This window comes from Streptomyces fodineus (assembly GCF_001735805.1).
Lineage (GTDB): Bacteria > Actinomycetota > Actinomycetes > Streptomycetales > Streptomycetaceae > Streptomyces > Streptomyces fodineus.
In genome coordinates, this window is the sequence record NZ_CP017248.1 from 4,889,000 (window position 1) to 4,911,732 (window position 22,733).

The following is a 22,733-nucleotide window of genomic DNA, read 5'->3' on the forward strand; positions in this document are numbered from 1 at the left end:
GGGCGGATCCGCAAGCTACTGCACCGGCTGAAAGCTGCTGGAGCAGCACTGCGTTCGGTGATCGCCGTAGGCCGCGCGGCCTGCCGTTCCCCGTCAGGCCTGGCGCGGGTCCGGCCTGAGTACCGCGAACACCGCCTGTGCCGGGTCGGCCAGCCAGGCGATGCGGCCGACGCCGGGGACGTTCGCCGCCGGCATCAGCACCGTGCCGCCGTTGTCGCCGGTCGCGGTGACGATCGCGTCCGCGTCGGCCACGGCGAAGTACGGCACCCAGCGCGCCTCCTGCGCGCCCTCCTGCAGCGGCGCCACACCACCGAAGGAGCCCTCCTGCGGATCGCCCTCCGCGATGCTGAGCACCTGGTACGTCATGCCCGGCGCCTGCATCTCCTGGGCACGCCAGCCGAACAGCCCCCGGTAGAACCCGATGGCCGCCCCGGGGTCGCCGACGTGCAGCTCGACCCACACCAGCGCGTTGTCCTCCGAGGCCCGCTGCAGGCCCTGCCCGGACTGGAGCACCGCGAACTGCGCGCCCTGCGGGTCGGTGAACTGGGCGAAGCTGGCCTCGCCCATGGTCACGGGCCCGGTGCGCACGGTGCCGCCGGCCTCGGTCACGGCCCGGGCGGCGGCCTGGGCGTCATCGGTGCGGAAGTACGTCATCCAGGCCGATCTCGCCCCCTGCTCGGTCAGCCGGCCGAGGGCGGCCACCGTGCCGCCGTTCTTCTGGAAGAAGCCGTAGCCGCCCGCCTCCGGCCCGGCGGAGACGAAGTCCCAGCCGAAGACGGCGCCGTAGAACGCGGCGGCGGTCTGGGTGTCGGGACTGCCGAGGTCGATCCAGATGGGCGAGCCGGTGCGGAACTGTGTGCCGAGCATGCGTCTCCTCCTGCCGGTCCGGTGCGAAGCCGCCCGCCACTATGCCGACGGCAGTGGCCGGGGCCCGGCCCGCCGGACCGGGCGCGTGCCCGGTTTCACCCGGCCGGGGAAGAGAACGCGACGAATCTGCGCAGGAGTGCCACACGGACTGCACACAGCCTTTCGAAAGGCTCGTTACGGTGACTGCGCGCTCGCCGCCCTGTGCGGGCGTGACCAGGCCGTGCCCCGGTGGGCCGAGACGGCGCAGTCGACACAGGAAGACCGCAGATGGACTACTGCTCCTCGTGCCGCCGGCACCTCAACGGCGCCCTGGTCTGCCCGGGGTGCGGTGCCTACGCACCGGACATAGCCCCGCCCGGCGCCGGCGGTCCCCCGACCGAGCCGGCCCACCGGATCCGGCCGGCCCGCCGTGCCGAGGCGGCGGCGCCGGTCGCCGACGACCACTGGTTCCGGCCCCAGCACATGGCCGTCACCGCCGCCACGGCCGCCGCTGCCGAGGAACCTCCCGCCCAGCTGCCCGCCGACGTCGAGGACGCACCGCCCGCCCCGCAGGGACGCGCGGCCCGGCGCCGGCAGCGGGCCCGCTGGAAGAAGAGCCAGCGCCGGGCCGTGGTGGCGACCGCCGTCGCGCTCGTCGGCGGTGGCCTGACGCTCGCCTCGCTGGACCGCGGCTCCGGCGCCCGCGCCCAGGCGGTCGGCGCACCGGACCACCGCAGCATGGGCCTCACCGATGAGCCGTCGGCCGCGTCCAGCCGGCCGCCGTCCACCCCGGCGTCGCCCGCCGCCACCGACCGGCACACCCCGGCCGCGCCGACGGCACGGACGTCCGCGGTCGACGTGCCCCACCAGCAGACCTTGACGCCCGCCTACCGCACGGCACCGTCGGCCGCCCACCCGCACACCGCCGCGGTGGCCCAGCAGCCGGCCACGTCCGTCATCCCGGCCACCCCGCTGCCACGGACCACTGCACCGTCCACCTCCGGCACGAGCACCGGCACGAACTCCGGCACGAATTCCGGCACGAATTCCGGCTCCTCCGGTACGACGGCACATCAGGCGCCCACCAGCGGCACCGGAAACGGCACCGGAAGCGGCACCAGCACCGGCACCTCCGCAGCCAACCCGTCGTCCCCCACGCAGACCTCGTCCAAGCAGCTCTGCCTGGTCCTGGTGTGCCTGGGCTGACCGCCGACTCGCCCACTGTTGCCGGACACCGGCTGCCGAAGTCACTGCGGGCGGCCGTCAGCGGTCCGGTTCCCCGGACCGGGTGCGGGTGATGGCGGACTCCACGGCCGCCACCCGGTCCGCCAGCAGGCCGAGGGCGGCCACCGCGCGGGTCAGGGGATCGTCCGCGGGGCCGCCGAGGGTGCGGGCGCGGACGTGGGCGGTCCTCACCTCGGCCCAGCGGGCGGCCTGCGCCTCGCTCAGCGTGCCGCGCAGCTCGGCCAGTTTCAGCAGGTTGGCCTCGGCGCCCGTGGTGAGGGTCTGGGCCTCGGCCGTGTAGTGGTCGTCGACGACGGCCTCGCGTTCGGCGTCGTTCATGACCGGGCGCAGCCGCCCAGCGATCTTGTTCATGTCGCGGTAGGAACCCTGGAGGCGGAAGGGGGGCTCCGTGCGGGCCTCCTCCGACTGGGCGGCGGAGGCGATGTAGGCCGCGTTCACCGTCAGTACCGTCTCGCGGACCGCGAGCAGATGGCGCAACACCCCCACCACAGCGTCCAGTTCGGCCGTCGGCAGCGGGCGGGTGAGGCGGTCGGCGCGGGCCGTGGGGTCGGCGGCGGCCAGCCGGACCAGCAGGTCCAGGTCGGCGCGGTCGCGGGCGGCGAGCGGGGCGAGCACCGGGTTGGCGGTGAGGGCGTTCTCGACGAAGCTGAGCGCGAAGACATCCTCCTTGCCGGTGAGGACGTCGCCGAGGTTCCACACGTCGGCCCGGTTGGCGAGCATGTCGGGGATGCGGAAGCGTTCGCCCGACTCGGTGTAGGGGTTGCCGGCCATGCAGACCGCGAACCGCTTGCCGCGCAGGTCGTAGGTGCGCGGCTCGCCGTCCCACACGCCGTCCACGCGCCGGGTGGCGTCGCACAGCGGGATGAACTGCTGCAGCAGCTCGGGCGAGGTGTGCTGGATGTCGTCCACGTACAGGAGCGTGTTGTTGCCGGCCGCCAGCGCGAAGTTGATCTTCTCGATCTCGCGGCGGGCGGTGGCGTTCGGGGCGTCGGCCGGGTCCAGTGAGGTGACGGCGTGGCCGAGCGCCGGACCGCTGACCCTGACCAGCATCAGGCCGAGCCGGTCGGCGACGTACTCCATGAGGGTCGTCTTGCCGTAGCCGGGCGGGGAGATGAGCAGGAGCAGACCGCCGGTGTCGGTGCGTTTCGACGCGCCGGTGGTGCCGAGCTGGTGGGCCAGGCTGTCGCCGATCAGGGGGAGATAGACCTCGTCGACGAGGCGGCCCCGAACGAACGCCGGCATCACCCGGGGGCGGTGGTCGTCCAGGCGGAGGCGGTCGCGTTCGGCCGCCACCAGAGTCGTACGACGGCGCTGGTAGGCGCGGAAGGCGGGGACCTCCTCGGCGGCGAAAGCGCGCGTGCGGGCCAGGAACTCGTCCAGCCGCAGCGGCAGCCGGCCGCCGGTCACGCGGGGGTGCGTGCCCAGCAGGCCCTCCGCCGTCGCGGTGAGCGGGGCGTCGCCGTCGTAGCGGGGCAGGCCCGGGCACAGCTCGGCGGCGACCGCCTCGGCCAGCTCGCCGGGCCCGGCCTCGGTGCCGGTCGCGGCGGCGTACGCGCCGAGCCAGGCCCCCACCACCTGCCGGCGCGCCGCGAGGTCGGTCAGCCCCTCCAGGTCGCCCCGGTAACTTGCGTCCGTGTGCCGGAACTTCTCCAGCAGCGTGCGTGCCGTGACCCCGAGGACGAAGCCCTCCGGGCCGCAGGTCAGCTCCTCGAAGAGGTACGCGGCACTCGGCCCGCCCACCGCCGCCGCGTCCCAGGCCTCGATCGCCCCGGCCAGCTCCCGCTCCAGCTCCCCGATGGCCGGTACGGCACCGAAGGCGTCCCGGGCCCGGGCCAGCGACACCGCCCGCCGGGCCCAGGCGGTACGGGCCTCCTCGGTGGTGCCGTGCGCCCAGAACAGCTGGGCGGCGGCCCGGGCGGCGGGCTCGTGGCGCAGGGTGCCGGCGCCCTCGTACAGGGGCAGCAGGGCGTTCAGTACGGCGGTCGCGTCATGGTCGTGGACGCCGCGCTCGTAGCCCTCGTCGTACGACTCCTGTGCCGCCCGGCGGACCAGGTCCGGCAGGTCGTCGGCGGCGGCGAGGGCCGCCGGGCCGTGCTCGGCGAGCAGGCGGGCGGCGAGGTGCTCGGCGCGGTAGACCCCGGGCGACTCGGAGGGCAGGTGGCGGTCCCAGAGCGGGCGGGTCTCGGCGAAGTGCGGGTCCGTCACCGGGCGGCGGTAGTCGGTCCCCGTCACCGCGAAGGCCAGGGTGTCGCCGTGCGGGACGAGGGTGAGGTCGAGCGGCTGGGTGTTGACGGCGAAGCGGTGGCCGCCGAGCAGCAGGGTGCGGCCGTCCTCGGCGTACAGGTCGGCGCGGTCGCGCAGGGCGCGGGCGGCCTCCTGGCGGGCGGACTTCAGCCGGCCGTCGAGTTCCTCGGCGCGCACGCTGTCACCGAGGGCGCGCAGTTCGTCGGCGGTGCGGCGGACCTTGGCGACCAGCGGGTCGGAGGCGAAGTAGGTGGCGACCGCGTCCGTGTCGGAGAGGGTGGCCGCGCGGCGGGCGACCGTCTGCAGCATCCGCCCGGCGGAGACGGCGAGTTGTTCGCCGCGGCGGGCGCGGGTGTCGGCGAGGGACTGCTTGCGGGCGGCGAAGGCCTCGTAGATCTCGGTGCGCCGGTCGGCGAGTTCGGCGAGGAAGTCGTCGAACTCGGCGAACCGGCCGTCCAGGTCCTCCAACCGGGCCAGGACCGCCGCCAGTTGGTCGTCGCACTCCTGCGGTGTGCCGGACGCGGCGAGCGCGGCGGTGACGGCCTGGGCGAGCAGCGCGGTCTCGGCGGCGAACTCGGCCCGCCCCTCGTGGTCCTGCAAGGCGCGGCGGCGGCCGTCGAGGGTGGCGCGGGCCCGGTTGACGCCGCCCAGCACCTCCGCGATCCGCTCCAGTACGGCCGTACGGACCGTGGCGTCGGCGATGTCGAGGCCGGTCACGACCTCGGTGACCGTGCGCAGCCCGTCGGCCAGCTCGTCCAGCCGGGCGGCGACGGGCGCGGCACCCGCGACGGTCTCGACGGCCGCCGACTCGGCGACCAGCCGCTCGACCTCCTCCTGCTGTCCGGCGAAGGCGTCCGCGCGCGCCAGGAAGGCCACGGCCCGCCGCCCGAAGGCGGCCAGGTCGTCCTCGGTGGCGGTCGCCAGCTCCTGCACCCGGGCGGCGTCGACGTACCGCAGCTCGCGCAGCGTGAGCAGGTGCCCGTGGGCGTGCCGGAGTTCGGTCAGCCCGCGCACCCAGGCGGCGGCCTCGCGCGGCGCCTCCCCGCGCAGCCGGCGCACCACGGCGGCGATCCGCTCGGCGGCCTCGCCGAGGGCGTCGGCGGCCTGCCGGGTCAGCGTCTGTACGGTCTCGAACTCGACCAGTACGTTCTCCGCGGTGGCCCGGACGTCACCCAACGGGCCGGCCAGATCCCCCAGTTCCCGGTCGGCGAGCCAGTGGTGGGTGTCGGCGGCCCGCACACAGGCCGCCACCAGCGCCCGGTACCCCTCGCCGGTCTCGATGCCGTCCGTCACCAGCCCGGCCACGGACAGACAGTCGGCGAGCCCGCGCACCAGGTCCGCGTTGCCGACCCGGGCTAGCGCGCCGGTGCCGGTGCGCAGGGCGGCGGCATGCGTGTCGGAGACGTACGGCGAGGTCCACCACTGGATCGGATGGGTGTGCGCGGGCTCGTCGCCGCCGGCCCGCAGCACCGCGAGCGCGCCGTCCTCGAACAGCGCCCAGCCCCGGCACGGCAGCGGGTTCGCGACCTCCTTGCGCAGGGTGTTGTACGACAGCAGCAGCGTGCGGCCCTCGGCGCGGGAGCGGAAGGCGTACAGCACGTCCTCGCCGTTCGGCGCGCGGACTTCGCACTCGAACTCCAGGCCGGCCACGTCGAGTTCGTACGTCTTGTGCGCGCCGCCCGCCAGGCAGTAGCCGCCCGGGAAGACGATCCCCTGATCCTCGGGCAGCCGCCGGCACGCCTGCCCGATCCCGTCCAGCCGCACCACGGTACGGCTCAGTGTGTCGAACACCAGGTACCGGTCGGCGTCCTCCTTGTACGGCCGTACCCTCAGCAGCACCAGCGGGCCGACGCCCGTGTGCGCGACGGCGGCGTCGGCGAGCGCCTGCAGCGGCTCCTGCACCGGCTCGGTGTACAGCGGTTCGCCGTCCGCGGTGCGCACGGTGAGGGATCCGCCGACGGTCGTCACGCCCAGCCCGCCGGGTACGGCGACGTACGCGTCCCGGCCGAGGACGTGGTCCTCCCGGGTGGTCTCCGTCCAGGTCACGTCCTGGGCCGGCGGGAAGACGTCGTCGCGGTCGCCGCGCGCGTCCAGGAAGGCCACGCGGCCGCTGTCGGTGCGCGACCAGCGCAGTACGCGCACGTCCTCGGCCTTCTCGCCGGTGCGGAACACCGCCAGCAGCCGGCCGTCGACCCGGCGCAGCCGCAGCAGCCTCGCCTCGCGGTAGTAACGGTGCAGCGCGCTGAACTCCCTTGTGAAACCGGGGTCGTCCAGCAGGCCGGGCACGGCGTCCTCGGCCAGCGGCTCGCCTTCGCGGCCGTACAGCGCGAGGACGTCCGTGACTGCGCCGGTCGCGCCGAAGAGGAGCGCGTCCCCTACGGCCACGATGTCGCTGGGCACGCACGCCTGCTCGGTGCGGAGGCGGCCGGTGCGCGCGAGGTCCAGCCGCGCCGAGCCGAACTCTTCGGCCCGGCGGGCGTTCAGCGTCTCGGCCCGCCGGGCAAGCTCCGCGGCCTGCGCGGTAAGCCGGTCGCGGAGCACCTCGTAGGTGCCGGCGTCGACATCGGCCTGCGGCGCCTCAGCGGTGGGCATTGCGGGTGCTTCCCTTCGTGGAAGGTGCGGCTATGGGCTCGGGGCTGCGAGTCGTATGCCGGGTGCGGGGCGGTGGTGGGCTGGTCGCGCCCACGCGGCGCAGCCGCATATCGGCACAGCCCCGCGCCCCTTCGGGGCGCTGCACTCAGCTCCCCGTGCCGCTTCCGTTCAGTGCTGTCACCGGTGTGTCCGACAGGCCCAGTTCGCTCGCCCGGTCGAGGAGCTTCTGGAGCTGTCCCGCCTGCGGGCCGCCGTTCTTGATCTGCTTCGCCAGGAGCGCCGACACCGTCAGGTTCCGCACGTCCGCCGAGCCGAGTGAGCCGAGGATGTGGGAGAGGTCGTCGGTGAAGCTGCCCGTACCGTCCAGCCAGGGCTTCGCCAGGGCCTGCGCGGTGCGGGAGTTGGCGACGAAGCCGTCCACGCCCTTGCCGAGGGAGATGGAGGACACCAGCCGGTCGAAGAAGACGGACTCCCCGCCGACGATGTCGATGTCGGCGTTCTCCAGGCCGGTCGCCAGCACCGTCGCCTGCGCCTCGGCCACCTGCCGCTGTGTCTCCAGACCGGCCAGCCGGATCTCCTTCTCCGCCTGCAGCCGCAGCCGGTACTCCTCGTGCCCGCGCGAGGCCTCGTCCAGCGCGGCCATCGCGGCGGCCTTCTCGGTCAGACCGGCGGCCTCGGCCTTCAGCTTCTCGCCGATGGCGGTGGCTTCCGCGAGCGCCTTCGCCTTGGTCCCCTCGGCCTCGGCCAGGCCCTTGGCCCGGGTGCCCTCCGCCTCGGCCTTCAGCCGCGCCTCGGTGGCCTCCGCGGCCGCCCGCGCGCCTTCGGCCTCCGCAAGCCCCTTGGCCCGCGCGCCCTCCGCTTCCGCGAGTGCCTTGGCCTGGGTGCCCTCGGCCTCGGCCCGCAGCCGTGCCCCGGTGGCCTCCGCCTCCGCGCGGCCGGCCTTCACCGTCACCTCGGCCTCCTTGTCGCGGACCTGGACGGCGGCCAGCCCCTCGGCGGCGGCCTCGGCCTGGACGCCCTCGGCGAGCCGCAGCTTGGCCTGCGCGTCGAGGTCGGCGGTCTTCAACCGGGCCTCGGCGAGGGTGAGTTCCTCGGCGGCGCGGTGGGTGGCGGCCTGCTCCGCGGCCTCGGCGGCCTTGATGTCCTTGACCAGCTTCTCCTGCGCCTCCGCCTCGGCGGCGATGACGAGCGCCTGCCGCTCGCGCTCGGCCTCCTCCACCACGCGCAGCTTCTTGATGGACTCCTCCTGCTCGGCGACCGTACGGTCCACCGCGACCCGCTCCCGGATGACCTCGGCGATCTCCCGCTTCTCCGCCTCGACCTCCTTCTCGGCGGAGATCCGGGTCAGCTGGGTCTCCCGCTCCCGGGCGATGACCTCCAGCAGGCGGTCCTTCTCGATCCGCTCGTTCTCGACGGCGATGACCCGCTCGCGGTTCTTCGCGGCGACCGCGATCTCCCGGGCCTGGTTCTCCCGCTGGACCCCCAGCTGCTCCTCGGTGCGCAGGAAGGCGCCCTGGGCGCGCAGCCGTTCCTCCTCCATCACGCGGGCGGTCTCGGCCTCCTCGCGGGCCCGGGAGGTCTCGATCTCCCGCTTCTGCTTGATCTCGGCGTCCGCCTGGCGGCGCTCCAGCTCCAGGATGGCCTCGCGGGCGTCGACGTCCTGGCGGGTGATCTCCTTCTGCTCGTTGCGCTTCGCCTCGTTGGTGCGCACGTGCTCGATCGCCGTCAGTTCGGTGATCTTGCGGATGCCCTCGGCGTCGAGGACGTTGGCCGGGTCCATCTGGGAGAGCGGGGTCTGCTCCAGGTAGTCGATCGCCGCGTCCTCGAGGTGGTAGCCGTTGAGGTCGATGCCGATCAACTCGATGATGTGGTACCGGAGTTCCTCGCGCTTGGTGTAGAGGTCGGTGAAGTCCATCTGCTTGCCGACGGTCTTCAGTGCCTCGGAGAACTTCGCGTGGAACAGCTCCTGGAGCGTGTCCTGGTGGCTGGCGCGCTCGGTGCCGACGGTCTGGGCGACCTTGATGACGTCCGGGACGGTCTTGTTGACCTTGACGAAGAACAGGATCCGGATGTCGGCGCGGATGTTGTCCCGGCAGATCAGTCCGTCCCGCCCCGAGCGGCTGATCTCGATGGTCTTCACCGAGATGTCCATGACCTCGGCCTTGTGCAGGATCGGCAGGACGACCTGACCGGTGAAGGACACGTCCACCTGGCGCGTCTTCGACACGATCAGGGCCTGGCTCTGGTCCACCTTGCGGTACAGCCGGGAGAACGCGAACACCGCGAGCACCACGGCGACGAGACAGACGGCGACGAGCACGCCGAGGGCTTCCATGACACACGTCCTTGCGTCAGACGATGAGATACGGAAGCCCCCGTGGCGCGGTGCCGGGCATCTTCCGGTGCCCGGCACCGCAACCCCCCGTAGTGCTCCCCGCAGAGGATGGTGCGGCAGGGGCACACCCCCGCGCATTGCCGGTTTCCGGCAGTGTTCACTAGGTTCTGCATGCCGGACAGGCGCTAAGAAACCGTCACCGGCGCGTCAAGATCACGGGGAGTGGCCGCGGGCAGGCCACGGGGAAGGTCACGGGGGCGGGGGCCGGCATGGGGGACCAGCACGACATACACGATGACTCCGAGCACTATCTGGACGGGTTCACCCGGACGCTGGCCGAGGTCTCGGCCACCGGCCGGCGGCTGACCAGGGAGGAACTGAAGGCGCGGCGGACCCTGGGCGAGCAGGCCGCCGACGCCGGGCACGGACTGCGCGCCCTGGTCGTCGCCCACCTGGCCGCCACCCGCGCCGCCTGGCCGGCCGGGCCCGGCTCGGCCGAGAGCAGCCTGGCCACACTGGCCGCCGTGGAGCAGGCGATCGACGCGTTCGCCGAGGGCTACGAGCGCGCCCAGCGGCTCACCGTGCGCCGCGAGGAGGCCGCGCGCAGGGAGTTCATCGACGACCTGCTCTACGGCCGCAGCGACCTGGGCCGGCTCGCCGAGCGCGCCGAACGCTTCGGCCTCAGGCTGTCCCGGGCGCACGCGGTGGCCGTCGCCGAGGGCCCGTCCGTCTACGTCGAGGGCGGCCCGGTCGCCCGCCGGGTCGAGGCCGCCGTACTCGCCCGCTTCGACTCCCGGAGCATCCTGCTCACCACCAAGAACGGCCGGCTGATCTGCGTCGCGCCCGGCGACGAGGACGAGATCCTCCTGTACTTCGCCAAGCACGCGTACGCGGCGACGGGCGCCGCCGGAGCAGCACTGCGGGTCGCCATCGGCCGCCCGCAGCACGGCGCCGGCGGGGTCGTGCAGTCGTACGAGGAGGCCCTCGCCGCGCTGGAGATGGCGGCCCGTCTCGACCTGGCCGGGCCGGTGCTGCGCGCCTCCGACCTGCTCGTCTATCCGGTGCTGGCCCGGGACCGGCAGGCGCTGGTCGACCTGGTGTCGCACACGCTCGGCCCGCTCACCAAGGCCCGCGGCGGGGCCGTACCCCTGCTGGACACGCTCGGCGCCTACTTCGACTCGGGGTGTGTGGCCGCCGAGGCCGCGCGCCGCCTCTCCCTGAGCGTTCGCGCCCTCACCTACCGCCTGGAACGCATCCACCAGCTCACCGGCGCCGACCCGTCCGACCCGACCCACCGCTACATGCTCCAGACGGCCGTGATCGGCGCGCGACTGCTGAACTGGCCGAACCGGCCGCTGTGACCCGGGTTCCCATCGATTGAAAGTACTTGCATTTATGGAAAGTACTGTCCATGCTGTCGGTATGCGTGAGGGGCGGCCGACCAATCGCCCCTCCCCACACCGAATGCCGGAGGCACACATGAACAGCACGGGGGACTCGATGGACGCCCGGCAGGCGCGGGACGCGCTCGCCGCCGCCTGCGCCGCACGCACCGCGGCACGCAGGGCGAGCGAGGCGAACGAGCGGACCAGGCCCCGTGGTTACGACATCGGCCAGGGCCTGACCTTCGCCGCCGCCTTCACCGCGCTCGGGCTGTCCGACCTGATGCCGCGGTACGGCACGTGGCTGGCGCTCACCGGACTGGCCTTCGCAGCCGCCTTCTTCGCACTGATCTGGACCGGCGCCCACCATGGCGGCGTGGCCCGCTGGTTCAGCCGGGACGGCGGGCCCCGCCGCGGGGCCTGGGACCTGTGGGTGGCGCCCCTCGTCTGCCTCGCCATAGGCGCGCTGGCCGCGATCCCGTACGGCGGACCGGGCTGGCTGATCGCCTACGGCCTGGCCACCGGCGCCGAGCGCGTGCTGCGCGCGTTTCGGCGACAGGGCGGCACCGCATGACCGGCCCCGGGCACGGCACGCCACCCACGCTCGACCGCGAGCTCCACCACCCGACCCGGCTGGCCCTGGCCGCCTACCTCTCGGCGTGCGGCGAGGCGGAGTTCGCCGTCCTGCGGGACTACTGCCAGGTCTCCGACTCCACGCTGAGCAAGACTCTCACCGCACTGGAGAAGGCGGGTTACGTCGGCATCCGCAAGGGCTACCTCGGCAAGCGTCCGCGCACCTGGGCCGCGCTCACACTCACCGGGCGCAGGGCGCTCGCCCGCCATCTGGCGGCGCTGGAGGAGATCGCGGCGACGGCCCGCCGGGCGGCGGCCACCTGCGCCGAACCGGAGAACACCCCGGAACATCCCGGCACGTGACGGACCCTCACTCCTCCTCGGCGGTGCGCACCTGAGTCGCCCGCCCCGGCTCCGGCAGTTGCTGCAACTGCGCCCGGACGAGCAGCACATCGCCGATGAAGAGGTCGTAGACCACGATGCCGACCACGCCGCCGATCAGCGGGCCGACGATCGGGATCCACCAGTAGCCGCTGTACAAGCCGGACACACTGCCCGGGAAGGCCAGACTGTTCCAGCCCGCCGCGTAGGTGAGCAGGCGCGGCCCGAAGTCACGGGCCGGGTTGATGGCATAGCCCGCGTTCGCGCCGTAGGACATGCCGATCGCGGCGACGACGAGGCCCACGACCAGCGGCCCGAGGTTGGCCTTCACGGCCTGGTTGCGCACATCGAGAACGGCCGCGATCAGCATGAGCAGGAACGCCGTACCGACGATCTGGTCGATCAGCGGGCCCCAGACGCCACCGTGGAAGTACGCCGCCGGGAACGTGGCGAAGATGGAGAAGGTGGCGTTCGTGTGCCCGTTCACCTTCGGTCCGGGCGCCGCCTGGTCGTAGGCGCTGATCGCGTCGTGATAGACGAGGTAGACCAGCGCCGCGCCGGTGAGCGCGCCGGCGACCTGCGAGAACCAGTACGGCAGCACCTTCGCCCAGGGGAAGCCGCGCCGCACGGCCATCGCCAGCGTCACCGCCGGGTTGATGTGCGCGCCGCTGACCCCGCCCGCCACGTACACGCCGAAGACGACGGCGAACGCCCAGCCCCAGGCGATCAGCAGCCAGTCGCCGGCCGCGAGGAAGATCGTGAGGGGCGTGGCGGCACGGCCCGAGCCGGGCAGCGCGGCGACCGCCATCGCGACCACACCGGCGCCGAAGGCGATGAGCACGAGGGTCCCGAGGAACTCGGCGAGACACTCGCCCAGCAGCCCGCCCCGGCTTCGGAGCCGGGACGGTTTGATGATCGCGGGGATTTCGACAGCCACGGAGGCCCCCTTGAAGAGAGCAATACGGCCAACATCCCCATATTGGCGTACAAACCCCTACCCCGCAGGTTGACGGTGCCCAGTCAGCACCGAAGGCCATGGGAGGTCAGCTGTCGAGGTCGTCGGCGAAGTGCCGGTAACCGTGCCGGTCCCGGTGCATCCCCCACAGCATCTCCGCGAGCACGACCGGATCCTTGCGCGCGTGCCCCGGCGTGATCGCCCCGGGGATCACCAGCTGCGCGACATGGATCCCCTCGCCCGCGAGCCGCTCGTGCAGCAGATGCCCGTACGCGCTCTCCGCGGCGAACGCGATGGACGTCCCCGCCCGCTCGGTGTGCGGCAGAACGGCGGTCGCCCCGTTGACGAACAGGATCGTCCCGCGCCCCAGCCGCCGCATGCCCGGCAGCACCTGCTGCACGGCGGCGACGGGACCGTACACGGAGAACTCGATGGGCCCGACGAGATCCCGGTGCCCCGTCTCCAGCACGGGCCGCATGAAGTCCCGGTGCGGCACGGGGCTGTACTGCAGCACCTCGATGGTCCCCATCTCGTCCGCCGCCCGCCCCAGTGCCCCGGTCAGCTCCTGCGGCCTGCGCACATCGGCGAGGAACCCCCGGGCCAGGACGCCACTCCCGCCGAGGTCCCGCACCAGCGTGTCGAGCCGGTCCCGGTCCCGGGCGAGGAGGGCGACGGCGAACCCCTCCCGTCCGAACCGCCGCGCGACAGCGGCCCCGAGCCCCGGCCCGGCACCCACAATGGCGATACTGCTCATGCCGTCCATCCGTACCGCACGCCGTACCGCCGCACACACCGGACTTTCGCCGACGGCCCCTCGCCCGGTCTGCCGCCGGAGACCGGGCCACCGCCGGTGCGCCGACGGCTACACGACCCCGGTCACCTGGCTCCCGGCCGCCCGCGCCCCGCGCAACCGCTCCACCTGTACGGCGGTGACGGCCCGTACCGCGAAGGCCCCGGCGACGGCGGCCCCCACCACGGCGGTGTCGGACACCAGCAGCGGCCACACCTCGCTGTAGGCACGCCCGATGATCTGGTCGGTGGAGTCGCGGCAGACGATCCCCACCCCACTGAGCATCCCGATCAGCCACAGCCCCCACCACACATCGACGGAGCCGGGAAGCTTCCGCCCGGGCGCGCCGGCGCGGAACGCGTCGACGACGATCCCCCGCGGAAACCACAGATTGACCACGGGCACGATCCACCCGAGATACACCCAGATCCCCAGGTACTTCGGCGCGTCCCCCGACAGTGCCCGCGCGTTCTCCCGCAGCCGCCACAGCCAGGACAGGAACAGCGCCGCGCAGAGAAAGACGAGCACGTCCCCCATCGACGTCACCAAGTGGTACGAGTTCTCCAGTGCGTTGAGGGGCCGGTGCACCCCGTTGCCCTGATCCGGCGGCCCGGCGTCCGGCTCCCCCGCACGGGCGAGCCGCACCTCCCACACCCCCCGCACCACCCAGGCGAGCCCGGCCACCACCAATCCCCCGGCAGCCAGCTGCCCGGACACCTGAACGGGCCGATGCGCGAGCGGGCGGGCGGCCGGCTGATCCATCTGTTCGGTCACGACATCATCCTGTCGTACGGAACTCGCGGGCCACCGGCAACGGTGCGGTTGCGCCATCCGTGTGCATCCGTCACGCGAACGGCCGCGCGTCGGCCGCTCAGGGCTTCGAGTGCGCCGCCCCGCAGCAAGGATGCAGGTGTGAGCATCCTCAACGAACCCCATGGTGCCGCCGCGGCCGAGGTCTCGTACGAGAGCGAGGTGCCGGTCAGGGGCAGGCAGCCCGGCGGTGTCGTGGTGAAGTGGCTGACCACCACCGACCACAAGACGATCGGCACGCTGTATCTGGCGACGTCGTTCGCGTTCTTCCTGGCCGGTGGCGTCATGGCGCTGATCATGCGCGCCGAGCTGGCCCGGCCCGGCTTGCAGATCATCTCGAACGAGCAGTTCAACCAGTTGTTCACGATGCACGGCACCGTGATGCTGCTGATGTTCGCCACCCCGCTGTTCGCCGGCTTCACCAACTGGATCATGCCGCTGCAGATCGGCGCCCCGGACGTGGCGTTCCCGCGGCTGAACATGTTCGCCTACTGGCTGTACCTGTTCGGCTCGCTCATCGCGGTGGGCGGCTTCCTCACCCCGCAGGGCGCGGCCGACTTCGGCTGGTTCGCCTACTCCCCGCTGTCGGACGTGGTCCGCTCCCCGGGCGTGGGCGGCGACATGTGGATCATGGGGCTCGCCTTCTCCGGCTTCGGCACCATCCTCGGCTCGGTCAACTTCATCACCACGATCATCTGCATGCGTGCCCCGGGTCTGACCATGTTCCGCATGCCGATCTTCGTGTGGAACGTGCTGCTGACCGCCGTGCTGGTCCTGCTGGCCTTCCCGGTCCTGGCGGCCGCGCTGTTCGCGCTGGAGGCGGACCGCAAGTTCGGCGCCCACGTGTTCACGGCCGCCAACGGCGGAGCCCTGCTGTGGCAACACCTCTTCTGGTTCTTCGGCCATCCCGAGGTGTACATCATCGCCCTGCCGTTCTTCGGCATCGTCAGCGAGATCATCCCGGTGTTCTCCCGCAAGCCGATGTTCGGCTACATGGGCCTGATCGCCGCGACCATCTCCATCGCCGGTCTGTCCGTGACCGTGTGGGCCCACCACATGTACGTCACCGGCGGCGTGCTCCTGCCCTTCTTCTCCTTCATGACCTTCCTGATCGCCGTCCCCACCGGGGTGAAGTTCTTCAACTGGATCGGCACGATGTGGAAGGGCAGCCTGTCCTTCGAGACCCCGATGCTCTGGTCGGCCGGCTTCCTGGTCACGTTCCTCTTCGGCGGTCTGACCGGTGTCATCCTCGCCTCCCCGCCGATGGACTTCCACGTCTCCGACTCGTACTTCGTGGTGGCCCACTTCCACTACGTGGTATTCGGTACGGTCGTCTTCGCGATGTTCGCCGGATTCCACTTCTGGTGGCCCAAGTTCACCGGCAAGATGCTCGACGAGCGGCTCGGCAAGATGACCTTCTGGATGCTGTTCGCGGGCTTCCACGGCACCTTCCTGGTCCAGCACTGGCTGGGCGCCGAGGGTATGCCGCGGCGCTACGCCGACTACCTGGCGGCCGACGGCTTCACCGCCCTGAACACGGTCTCGACGATCGCGTCCTTCCTGCTCGGCCTGTCGATGCTGCCGTTCCTCTACAACGTGTGGAAGACCGCCAAGTACGGCAAGCCGGTGGCCATCGACGACCCCTGGGGCTACGGCCGCTCCCTGGAATGGGCCACCTCCTGCCCGCCCCCACGCCACAACTTCCTCACCCTGCCCCGGATCCGCAGCGAGTCCCCCGCGTTCGACCTGCACCACCCCGACATCGCGATGGCGGAACACGAGCACCAGCTCCCGGCGCGGACCGACCGAGGGCAGGGGTGACAGGTCTGCCACGGCGGGGGCCCGACGGCGCCCTCGCCAACGAGGTCGAGGGATACCTGCTCTGGCAGGCCCGGATCGCCGAGGCGGAACAGCGCGCACGGGCGTTCGTCGCCCCGATGGACTGGCTGACGACCGCCCAACGCGAGGAGATCGAACGCCGCTACGTCACCGACACCCTGCACCGGGCCCGCGCCGACCTGGAACGCATCGCCTCCCGCTGCGCATCCCTGCGCACCGAGTACGAACGCCGCTACAACACCCTCCGCGTCCGCTGCGTGGCGGTGACGTTGGCGGTGTGTGCGGGGTGGATGGCTGTGGCGGCGTTGTTGCTGGTGCTGTGAACTGTCACGGCTGCCGGCTCAGCTGATCACGCTGGTCGGTCACGACGAGCGTCGTGGCCATTTTGTCCCACAGTTCCTGCCGGTTTCGATCCCACAGAAGCCAGAAGTACGGAATCAGGAGGGTGAAGGCGGCAAGGAAACCGATGAGGGTCTTCGCGATGAATTCGCGGAAGAACATTCTCCACCATCGAGCAGGTCGATGCTGCGGAATGTGAATGACTCGCATGTGCAGCAGCTGTTTGGCGGGCGTCTGACCGTACTGGAAGACTATCAACGCCCAAATGAGCCAGCCGATCCACAGGGTACAGACGATTATCACCGACTCAAGAAGGTAGCCGCCGAAACGCAGTCCGGCGGTGGACAGGGTTATTCCGGGCGGCATGGACTGGACTTGATTGCAGAACTGACAAGTCGGTTCGCCCCCGGTCGCTTGCCCGCAGTTCGTGCACGTGCCCGCCGACACGAACGCCGAGGGGCTTACTGCTGCCGGGAGGGTGGACGGTGGCGCCGGGGACACGCCCGGCCTGGAACGTGACGACCATTGCTGCCAGGACCCCTGTTCGACGGACGGAGCTTCGGACGTCTGCCCCCGCCTTCCACGCTCACCTGAATTCGCGATCATGGCCGACTCCCTACACCTACTTTTCAGGCGTAGCACAGGGCCGCGTTCGTCGCACCTCGATCAAGAAGCCCATCCCGCCCCAAGAACAACTTGCGGCTTCCCGCACGGCCGTTAACGTTGTCATCGAATTCCGCGCATGCCGAAGCACCGCACGATTACTCTCCATCCACGGGAGACACTCATGCGCATCAGGAATTCGCTCGCCCTGCCGGCTGCCCTGTGCCTCGCGTTGACCGGGGCACTCTCCGCGGCCAAGACGGCCAACACCGCCTCGACCGCTACGGTGGCAGCGGCAGCTGGTGCATAGGTACGGTGGAACCGCTGGCCACGGCAACCGACCAGCCGTCGGACGGCAATCCCTCCGCCTCGGTGAACAGCCTCCCGGACGGCCCCGTGCCGTGCAAGATCGCCTCCGTGACGGATGAGAACGGCGACTCCGTGCAGAGCGGATGAGCCCTCACCGCCCGTCGAACCGGCCTCTCACCTGATGCCGTGCGGGCTCAGGCCATCCAGAAGAAGACCGCCGTCATGCGCTTCTCCTCCAGCGTCTTGCCGTGGTAACGCGTCGCGCTGTGTACGAGGTTGGCGTTGTAGAGGAGCAGGCGGTTGTACTTGTGGGGGACGCGGACGTCTTCCTCGAAGTGGTCGCCGGGTACGAACCGCGTGCCGAGGGCCTCGACGAGGTTGTTGTGCGGGGCCTGGACGATGTTGCCGCCGAGTCGGCCGCCGGGCAGGGACTGGCGGTAGAAGGCGGTGCCGCAGTCCTTGGGGACGTCCGGGTTGAGGTAGAGCACGGCCGCGTACCGGCACAGGGCACGCGAGTCGGTGTGCGGGCGGGGCTCGCTCTCGCCCTCGCCGACCACCTGGACGCAGTTGTGGTTCAGGGTGCCGCCGCCGGGCGCCTGCTGCACCCACAGTTCCTTCGCGCCGGTGGCCTTCTTCACCAGGCTCTCGATGCGGGCCAGTTCACCGGGCTCCAGGCCGGGCATGGCGCGCAGGCCGGGCCAGGTCTCGGAGGTGTACGGGTAGCCCTTGACCCAGTCGTCCTTGGCCAGGCACCGCTCCCGTACGGCGTCGACGCCGGGCAGGGCGTCGTCGACGACCCAGTAGTCGCGGCCCTTGGTGGGCTTGCGGTAGGGCAGCACGGGGAGGGCTGCGGGCATGCGGGGCGGTGGTGGCTGTGGGGGCATGCGGCGAATCTAGGCCCGCGTTTCGTCTGCCTTCTCCCGTGTAATGGTCAACTCTCCCGAGGTTTGGTCAACTCTTCTTTACCTGCCGCACAGATACGAACGGCCTCCGCATCCGTACTGCTGTGTGTCCGAACCGCCACGCGGCGGCTTCACGACCCGGGCAGGAGGCACGGTGCGCTTTTCGCGGAACGCGACGGGATCCCTCTTCGTGGGAGGGGCGATGGCCATGACCCTCGTAGCACTCGCCTATCCGAGCATGCTCGGTCTGAACAAGGTCACCACCGCCCAGGACCGCGTCATCGCCAACACCCAGTGGGGGCCGCTCACCGAGCAGGACCGGGACTTCGTGGTGAAGGTGCGGGCGGCCGGTCTGTGGGAGTACCCGGTGGGGCAGATCGGGCTGCAGAAGGGCACCACACCGGCGGTCATCACGGCCAGCAAGCACCTGGTCGACGGGCACGCGGCGCTGGACACCACCTGCCGCAAGATCGCGCCGATGCTGAACATCACCCTTCCCGACCTGCCGAGCCCCCAGCAGCAGGGCTTCGTCAGCCAGTTGAAGGCGGACAGCGGGAAGAAGTTCGACAGCGACTTCGCCAACATCCTGCGGATGACGCACGGCGCGATCTTCAACACGATCTCGAAGATCCGGTCCACCACCAAGAACTCGCTGGTGCGCGCCCTCGCCGACCAGGCCAACAACACCGTGCTGGACCACATGACGGTGATGGAGAAGACCGGTCTGGTCGACTTCGACCAGACCATCTTCCAGCAGACCACCCCGCCGAAACTGCCCAACTCCGACCTGACGCCGCCACCGCCCGCGGCGGGCCAGCCCGAGGTGGTGCTGACGCCACCGCCCAACGCCACGTCGACGCCGGTCGACATCAACGGGCTGGCCGGCGGGAACGCGCCGGCGGGACCGAGTCCCAGCCCTACCGTGCGTTGAGTGTCCGGTGACCGCCCCTAGGGCCGCTCCACCGTCTCCAGGTACAGCTTCACATAGCGGTCCACGTCGACCTGCAACGCCACGTCCACCAGGGCCTGTTCGCGTCTGCCCTCGTGGATCTCGGACTCGCCGGGGCGGGGGCGGCGGTCGACGATCGTCTGGCCCCGGGACGGGCCGGGGGCCAGGGAGACCTCGACCGGCAGGCGGCGGGTGGTGATGCCCTGCGGATCGGCGACCGCGCACACCGCGCCCGCGTCGCCGAGGCCGCCCGCCTCCTCCGCCTCCGGCTCCTCGCCCTGGGTGGTCGGCCGGTGCGCGAGGAGTTCACCGGCCAGCCGGGTACCGGGGTCGCTGCTCTGCCGCAACCGGTGGACGTCCGGGGCGTCCACGACGACCTGCATGAAGACATCGAGGCCGTACATCGTGATCGGCACCCCGGCCGTGAGCAGGATCGCCGCCGCCTCCGGGTCGTGCCAGACGTTGAACTCGGCGACCGGCGTGGCGTTCCCGACGGACACCGCGCCGCCCATGAAGACGATCCGCTCGATGTTGCGGGTCACCTCCGGGTGGGTGCGCAGGAGCAGGGCGATGTTCGTCAGGGGCGCGGTGGGGATCAGGGTGACCGGGCGCGGGGAGGCCAGGATCTCGCGGCGCAGCAGCGTCACGGCGTCCAGCTCGGACGCGGTGCGCCCGGGCGCGGGCAGGCCCAGGTCGCCCATGCCGTCGGCGCCGTGCACATGCGCGGCCGAGCGCGCCGGTTCGAGCAGCGGGCGCTCGGCGCCCCGGCCCACCGGGATGTCGGGGGCGCCCGCCTGCTCCAGCACGGTCAGGGTGTTGCGGACCACGCCGTCCACGTCCGTGTTCCCGGCCACGCAGGTCACCGCCCGCAGATCGAGGCCCGGGTGGCGCACCGCCAGCAGCAGGGCGAGGGCGTCGTCGACACCGGTGTCGCAGTCGATGATCACGGGGATGGGCTGACCGGTCACGGCGGACTCCTTCCGTCAAGCCGACCTTAGATCACCACGGTCACTCCCACAGGGCGGCACCGCGTGCGGCGACCCGTGCGGCGATCCGGGACAGCAGCTCCGGCACCGGCAGCTCACCGGGCCTGCGGCCGTCCCGCAGCCGTACGGCGGCCAGACCCGCCGCGGCCTCACGGGCACCGATCACCAGCTGGTACGGCACCAGCCGCGCGGCGCGGATCCGGGCGCCGAGGCTGCCCTCGGCGGGGTCGGCGAGCTCCGCCCGCAGGCCCAGCTCCCGGGCCTGTCGTACGACCTCCGCCGCCTGCTCCGCCTGCTCCTCGGCGACCGGCAGGACGGCCAGCTGGAGCGGCGCCAGCCAGGCCGGGAAGGCGCCGGAGTGCGCCTCGATGAGGTGGGCGACGGCCCGCTCGACGCTGCCGATGATGCTGCGGTGCACCATCACCGGGCGGTGCTTCGCGCCGTCCGCGCCGATGTAGTGCAGGTCGAAGCGGGCCGGCTGGTGGAAGTCGATCTGCACGGTGGACAGGGTGGACTCGCGTCCGGCCGGGTCGGCGATCTGGACGTCGATCTTCGGGCCGTAGAAGGCGGCCTCGCCCTCCGCCTCCTCGTAGCCGATGCCGGATGCGTCCAGCACCTGCCGCAGCAGCCCGGTCGCCCGGCGCCACAGTTCGGGGTCGGCGACGTACTTGCCGCCCTCGCCGGGCAGCGACAGGCGGTGCCGTACGGCCTCGATGCCGAGGTCGGCGTAGACGCGGGCGATCAGCTCAAGCGCGGCGCGGGCCTCCTCCACGGCCTGGTCGAGGGTGCAGAAGATATGCGCGTCGTTGAGCTGGATGGCGCGGACGCGGGTCAGACCGCCGAGGACGCCGGAGAGTTCGGCACGGTGCATGCTGCCCAGCTCGGCGATGCGCAGGGGCAGTTCCCGGTAACTGTGGGAGCGGGAACGGTAGATCAGGGCGTGGTGGGGGCACAGGCTGGGCCGCAGGACCACCTCGTCCGCGCCGAGCTTCATGGGCGGGTACATGTCGTCGCTGTAGTGGTCCCAGTGCCCGGAGATCTCGTACAGCTCCCGTTTGCCGAGCGCGGGCGAGTACACATGGCGGTATCCGGCCCGGCGTTCGGCCTCGCGGATGTACTCCTCCAGGGTGTGCCGTACGACCGCGCCGTCGGGCAGCCAGTACGGCAGGCCGGCGCCCATCAGCGGGTCGGTGCCGAACAGGCCGAGTTCGCGGCCGAGGCGGCGGTGGTCGGGCAGCAGGTCGTTCATGGGGGGGCTCCTCTGTCGGAGAGGCGTTCGCCCCGTGACATGCCACAAGCCCCGGGGCGTTCGCCCCGGGGCTTCGGTGCTGGTCAGGTGTCAGCGCGCCGGGACGGTGTCCGGCGTCGTCGTGCTCTGGCACTGCTGGGCGCGCTGCATACGGGGACCGTAGCAGGCGGCGAAGCCGCGGGACGAGGCATTTTCGCGGGTCACCCACCCGAGTTCGGGAGCCGCTCACCTGGATCGGGCGGACCGCTCACCCGGACGGCCCGGAGCGCTGGTGGGGCGGGCGGGACGGTGGTGCCGTGAGAGAAGGCACCACACCACGGCCGCCACACCAGGGCCGCCACACCACGGCCGCCGCACCACCCCACCGCACCACAAGCAGGGTTCCGCCGACCGGGACCCCACCGGCCCGAGCGCTCAGGAGGCACTCGATGATCCCCGCGATACGCCCGCGCGCCCCCCGTGCCCCGAAGCGCCGCGACCGCCACGGCTCCCGGGACCCGCGGACCCCGTACCGCCACGGCTTTCCGGGCCTTCACGATCCAGGCGGCCCGGGCATGCCGCATTTCCCCCCTCTCGCCGGTCACCCCGGTCTCGCCGGTCTGCCCGGTATCCGCCGCCTGGCCCGCCTCCCCCGACGCGTCCAGCTCTCGCTCATCGCCGCCGGTCTCATCGTCGTCGGCGGCTGCGCGGCGTTCGGGCTGCGGCAGCCGGAGACCGCGACCCAGCCGCTTCCGGCGATCGACAAGCCGACCCCGACGCCGAAGGCGCCCGCGCGGCCCGACGGTTCCACGCTCACCGACGAGCAGGCGCAGGCCGCGCTGATCAACGAGCACGACCTCGGCGCCCCCTGGACGGCGACCCGCGGGGCGGCCACCTGGCAGGACGGGCTGCTGAAGGCGACCACCACGGCCGGGGACTGCCAGCCTCTGCTGGACGCCCTCTACACCGAGGAACTCCTCGGCGGCCCCGCCCGAGTCGCCGTCGGCATCGACGACGCCGACAAGAACGCCCAGATGCGCTACCAGATCGCCGCCCGCCGCCCCGCCGACGTCGACAAGGCCCTCGGCTGGCTGGGGACCATGCCGGCGCGGTGCGCGCGGTTCACGGCCACCACCGGGACCGGGATCCAGGAGGACGTCCAGGTCACCGCGGCCCCGCTGCCGCAGGTCGGGGACGCGCGCCAGGGGCTGCGGGTCAGCCTCGCCGCCACGGCGAAGGACGGGACGCAGGCCCTGCTCAGGGTGGAGGTGGCCGCCGTCCGGGTCGGCCAGGACGCGTTCGCGCTCACCAACGCCTGCCTGGGCGGCGTACCACCGAACGACGCGACGCAGGCCGCCGTCCAGATCGGCGCCCTGCGCCTGGCGGACATCCGCAAGCAGGGCCGGGCCCAGGTCTGACCCCGGG

The 22,733-nt window shown here is 72.1% G+C and carries 19 protein-coding genes; 9 read left to right on the top strand and 10 right to left on the bottom strand.

Annotated elements, in window-relative coordinates:
• Window positions 1–93: 93 nt before the first annotated feature.
• Complete coding sequence (locus BFF78_RS20640) at window positions 94–867, bottom strand: VOC family protein (protein WP_069779730.1); 774 nt, start codon at window positions 865–867, stop codon at window positions 94–96.
• 267 nt (window positions 868–1,134) lie between these two features.
• Here BFF78_RS20640 and BFF78_RS20645 point away from each other — a divergent pair, with 267 nt between their 5' ends.
• A complete protein-coding gene (locus BFF78_RS20645) occupies window positions 1,135–2,052 on the top strand; it encodes an SCO2400 family protein (RefSeq protein WP_069779731.1) in 918 nt (305 codons plus the stop codon).
• 57 nt (window positions 2,053–2,109) lie between these two features.
• On the opposite strand, the gene BFF78_RS20650 is transcribed toward BFF78_RS20645, so the two are convergent.
• Both BFF78_RS20650 and BFF78_RS20655 read right to left on the bottom strand, forming a co-directional pair.
• A complete protein-coding gene (locus BFF78_RS20650; protein WP_069779732.1) occupies window positions 2,110–6,927 on the bottom strand; it encodes a DNA repair ATPase in 4,818 nt (1,605 codons plus the stop codon).
• A gap of 145 nt (window positions 6,928–7,072) precedes the next feature.
• Window positions 7,073–9,262 (bottom strand): flotillin family protein, encoded by a 2,190-nt coding sequence (locus tag BFF78_RS20655; RefSeq protein WP_069779733.1) that lies wholly within the window; start codon window positions 9,260–9,262, stop codon window positions 7,073–7,075.
• 269 nt (window positions 9,263–9,531) lie between these two features.
• Between BFF78_RS20655 and BFF78_RS20660 the strand changes: the two genes are divergently transcribed.
• From BFF78_RS20660 to BFF78_RS20670, 3 genes are all read left to right on the top strand, one after another.
• On the top strand, window positions 9,532–10,623 hold the full coding sequence (locus tag BFF78_RS20660) for a PucR family transcriptional regulator (protein ID WP_069779734.1): 1,092 nt from the start codon (window positions 9,532–9,534) through the stop codon (window positions 10,621–10,623).
• 118 nt (window positions 10,624–10,741) lie between these two features.
• Window positions 10,742–11,218: a hypothetical protein gene (locus tag BFF78_RS20665; protein WP_069779735.1), complete on the top strand. Its 477-nt coding sequence runs from the start codon at window positions 10,742–10,744 to the stop codon at window positions 11,216–11,218.
• Window positions 11,215–11,580 (top strand): winged helix-turn-helix domain-containing protein, encoded by a 366-nt coding sequence (locus BFF78_RS20670; protein WP_069779736.1) that lies wholly within the window; start codon window positions 11,215–11,217, stop codon window positions 11,578–11,580. The genes BFF78_RS20665 and BFF78_RS20670 overlap by 4 nt, the downstream gene beginning before the upstream one ends.
• 7 nt (window positions 11,581–11,587) lie before the next feature.
• Here the strand turns inward: BFF78_RS20670 and BFF78_RS20675 are convergent, their stop codons facing one another.
• From BFF78_RS20675 to BFF78_RS20685, 3 genes are all read right to left on the bottom strand, one after another.
• Window positions 11,588–12,535: an MIP/aquaporin family protein gene (locus tag BFF78_RS20675; RefSeq protein ID WP_069779737.1), complete on the bottom strand. Its 948-nt coding sequence runs from the start codon at window positions 12,533–12,535 to the stop codon at window positions 11,588–11,590.
• Window positions 12,536–12,641: 106 nt separating this feature from the next.
• A complete protein-coding gene (locus BFF78_RS20680) occupies window positions 12,642–13,307 on the bottom strand; it encodes an SDR family NAD(P)-dependent oxidoreductase (protein WP_193433503.1) in 666 nt (221 codons plus the stop codon).
• Window positions 13,308–13,415: 108 nt separating this feature from the next.
• Complete coding sequence (locus tag BFF78_RS20685; protein ID WP_335755338.1) at window positions 13,416–14,117, bottom strand: DUF4328 domain-containing protein; 702 nt, start codon at window positions 14,115–14,117, stop codon at window positions 13,416–13,418.
• A 138-nt stretch (window positions 14,118–14,255) separates the two neighbouring features.
• Between BFF78_RS20685 and ctaD the strand changes: the two genes are divergently transcribed.
• Together ctaD and BFF78_RS20695 are read left to right on the top strand one after the other, a co-directional pair.
• Window positions 14,256–15,974, top strand: a complete 1,719-nt coding sequence (gene ctaD, locus BFF78_RS20690) for an aa3-type cytochrome oxidase subunit I (RefSeq protein ID WP_069779739.1) — start codon at window positions 14,256–14,258, stop codon at window positions 15,972–15,974.
• The gene (locus tag BFF78_RS20695) at window positions 15,971–16,315 is read left to right on the top strand and encodes a cytochrome C oxidase subunit I (protein WP_193433504.1); all 345 of its coding nucleotides are present in this window, start codon (window positions 15,971–15,973) and stop codon (window positions 16,313–16,315) included. The genes ctaD and BFF78_RS20695 overlap by 4 nt, the downstream gene beginning before the upstream one ends.
• 4 nt (window positions 16,316–16,319) lie before the next feature.
• Here BFF78_RS20695 and BFF78_RS46285 read toward each other — a convergent pair whose 3' ends face one another.
• On the bottom strand, window positions 16,320–16,697 hold the full coding sequence (locus BFF78_RS46285) for an RDD family protein (RefSeq protein ID WP_069779740.1): 378 nt from the start codon (window positions 16,695–16,697) through the stop codon (window positions 16,320–16,322).
• Window positions 16,698–17,249: 552 nt separating this feature from the next.
• Between BFF78_RS46285 and BFF78_RS46290 the strand changes: the two genes are divergently transcribed.
• Window positions 17,250–17,390 (top strand): hypothetical protein, encoded by a 141-nt coding sequence (locus tag BFF78_RS46290; RefSeq protein ID WP_159033036.1) that lies wholly within the window; start codon window positions 17,250–17,252, stop codon window positions 17,388–17,390.
• A gap of 47 nt (window positions 17,391–17,437) precedes the next feature.
• On the opposite strand, the gene BFF78_RS20705 is transcribed toward BFF78_RS46290, so the two are convergent.
• Window positions 17,438–18,127 carry a DUF6445 family protein gene (locus BFF78_RS20705; RefSeq protein ID WP_069779741.1) on the bottom strand — a complete coding sequence of 230 codons (690 nt, stop codon included), beginning with the start codon at window positions 18,125–18,127 and terminating at the stop codon, window positions 17,438–17,440.
• A gap of 226 nt (window positions 18,128–18,353) precedes the next feature.
• Between BFF78_RS20705 and BFF78_RS20710 the strand changes: the two genes are divergently transcribed.
• The gene (locus BFF78_RS20710) at window positions 18,354–19,076 is read left to right on the top strand and encodes a DUF4142 domain-containing protein (RefSeq protein WP_418346668.1); all 723 of its coding nucleotides are present in this window, start codon (window positions 18,354–18,356) and stop codon (window positions 19,074–19,076) included.
• Between the two features lie 17 nt (window positions 19,077–19,093).
• Here BFF78_RS20710 and BFF78_RS20715 read toward each other — a convergent pair whose 3' ends face one another.
• Both BFF78_RS20715 and thrS read right to left on the bottom strand, forming a co-directional pair.
• Window positions 19,094–20,062: a nucleoside hydrolase gene (locus BFF78_RS20715; protein WP_069779742.1), complete on the bottom strand. Its 969-nt coding sequence runs from the start codon at window positions 20,060–20,062 to the stop codon at window positions 19,094–19,096.
• Between the two features lie 40 nt (window positions 20,063–20,102).
• Window positions 20,103–21,329, bottom strand: coding sequence for a threonine--tRNA ligase (thrS, locus tag BFF78_RS20720; RefSeq protein WP_069779743.1), 1,227 nt, complete (start codon window positions 21,327–21,329; stop codon window positions 20,103–20,105).
• Between the two features lie 554 nt (window positions 21,330–21,883).
• Between thrS and BFF78_RS20725 the strand changes: the two genes are divergently transcribed.
• On the top strand, window positions 21,884–22,726 hold the full coding sequence (locus tag BFF78_RS20725; RefSeq protein ID WP_227025894.1) for a hypothetical protein: 843 nt from the start codon (window positions 21,884–21,886) through the stop codon (window positions 22,724–22,726).
• Window positions 22,727–22,733: the final 7 nt, after the last annotated feature.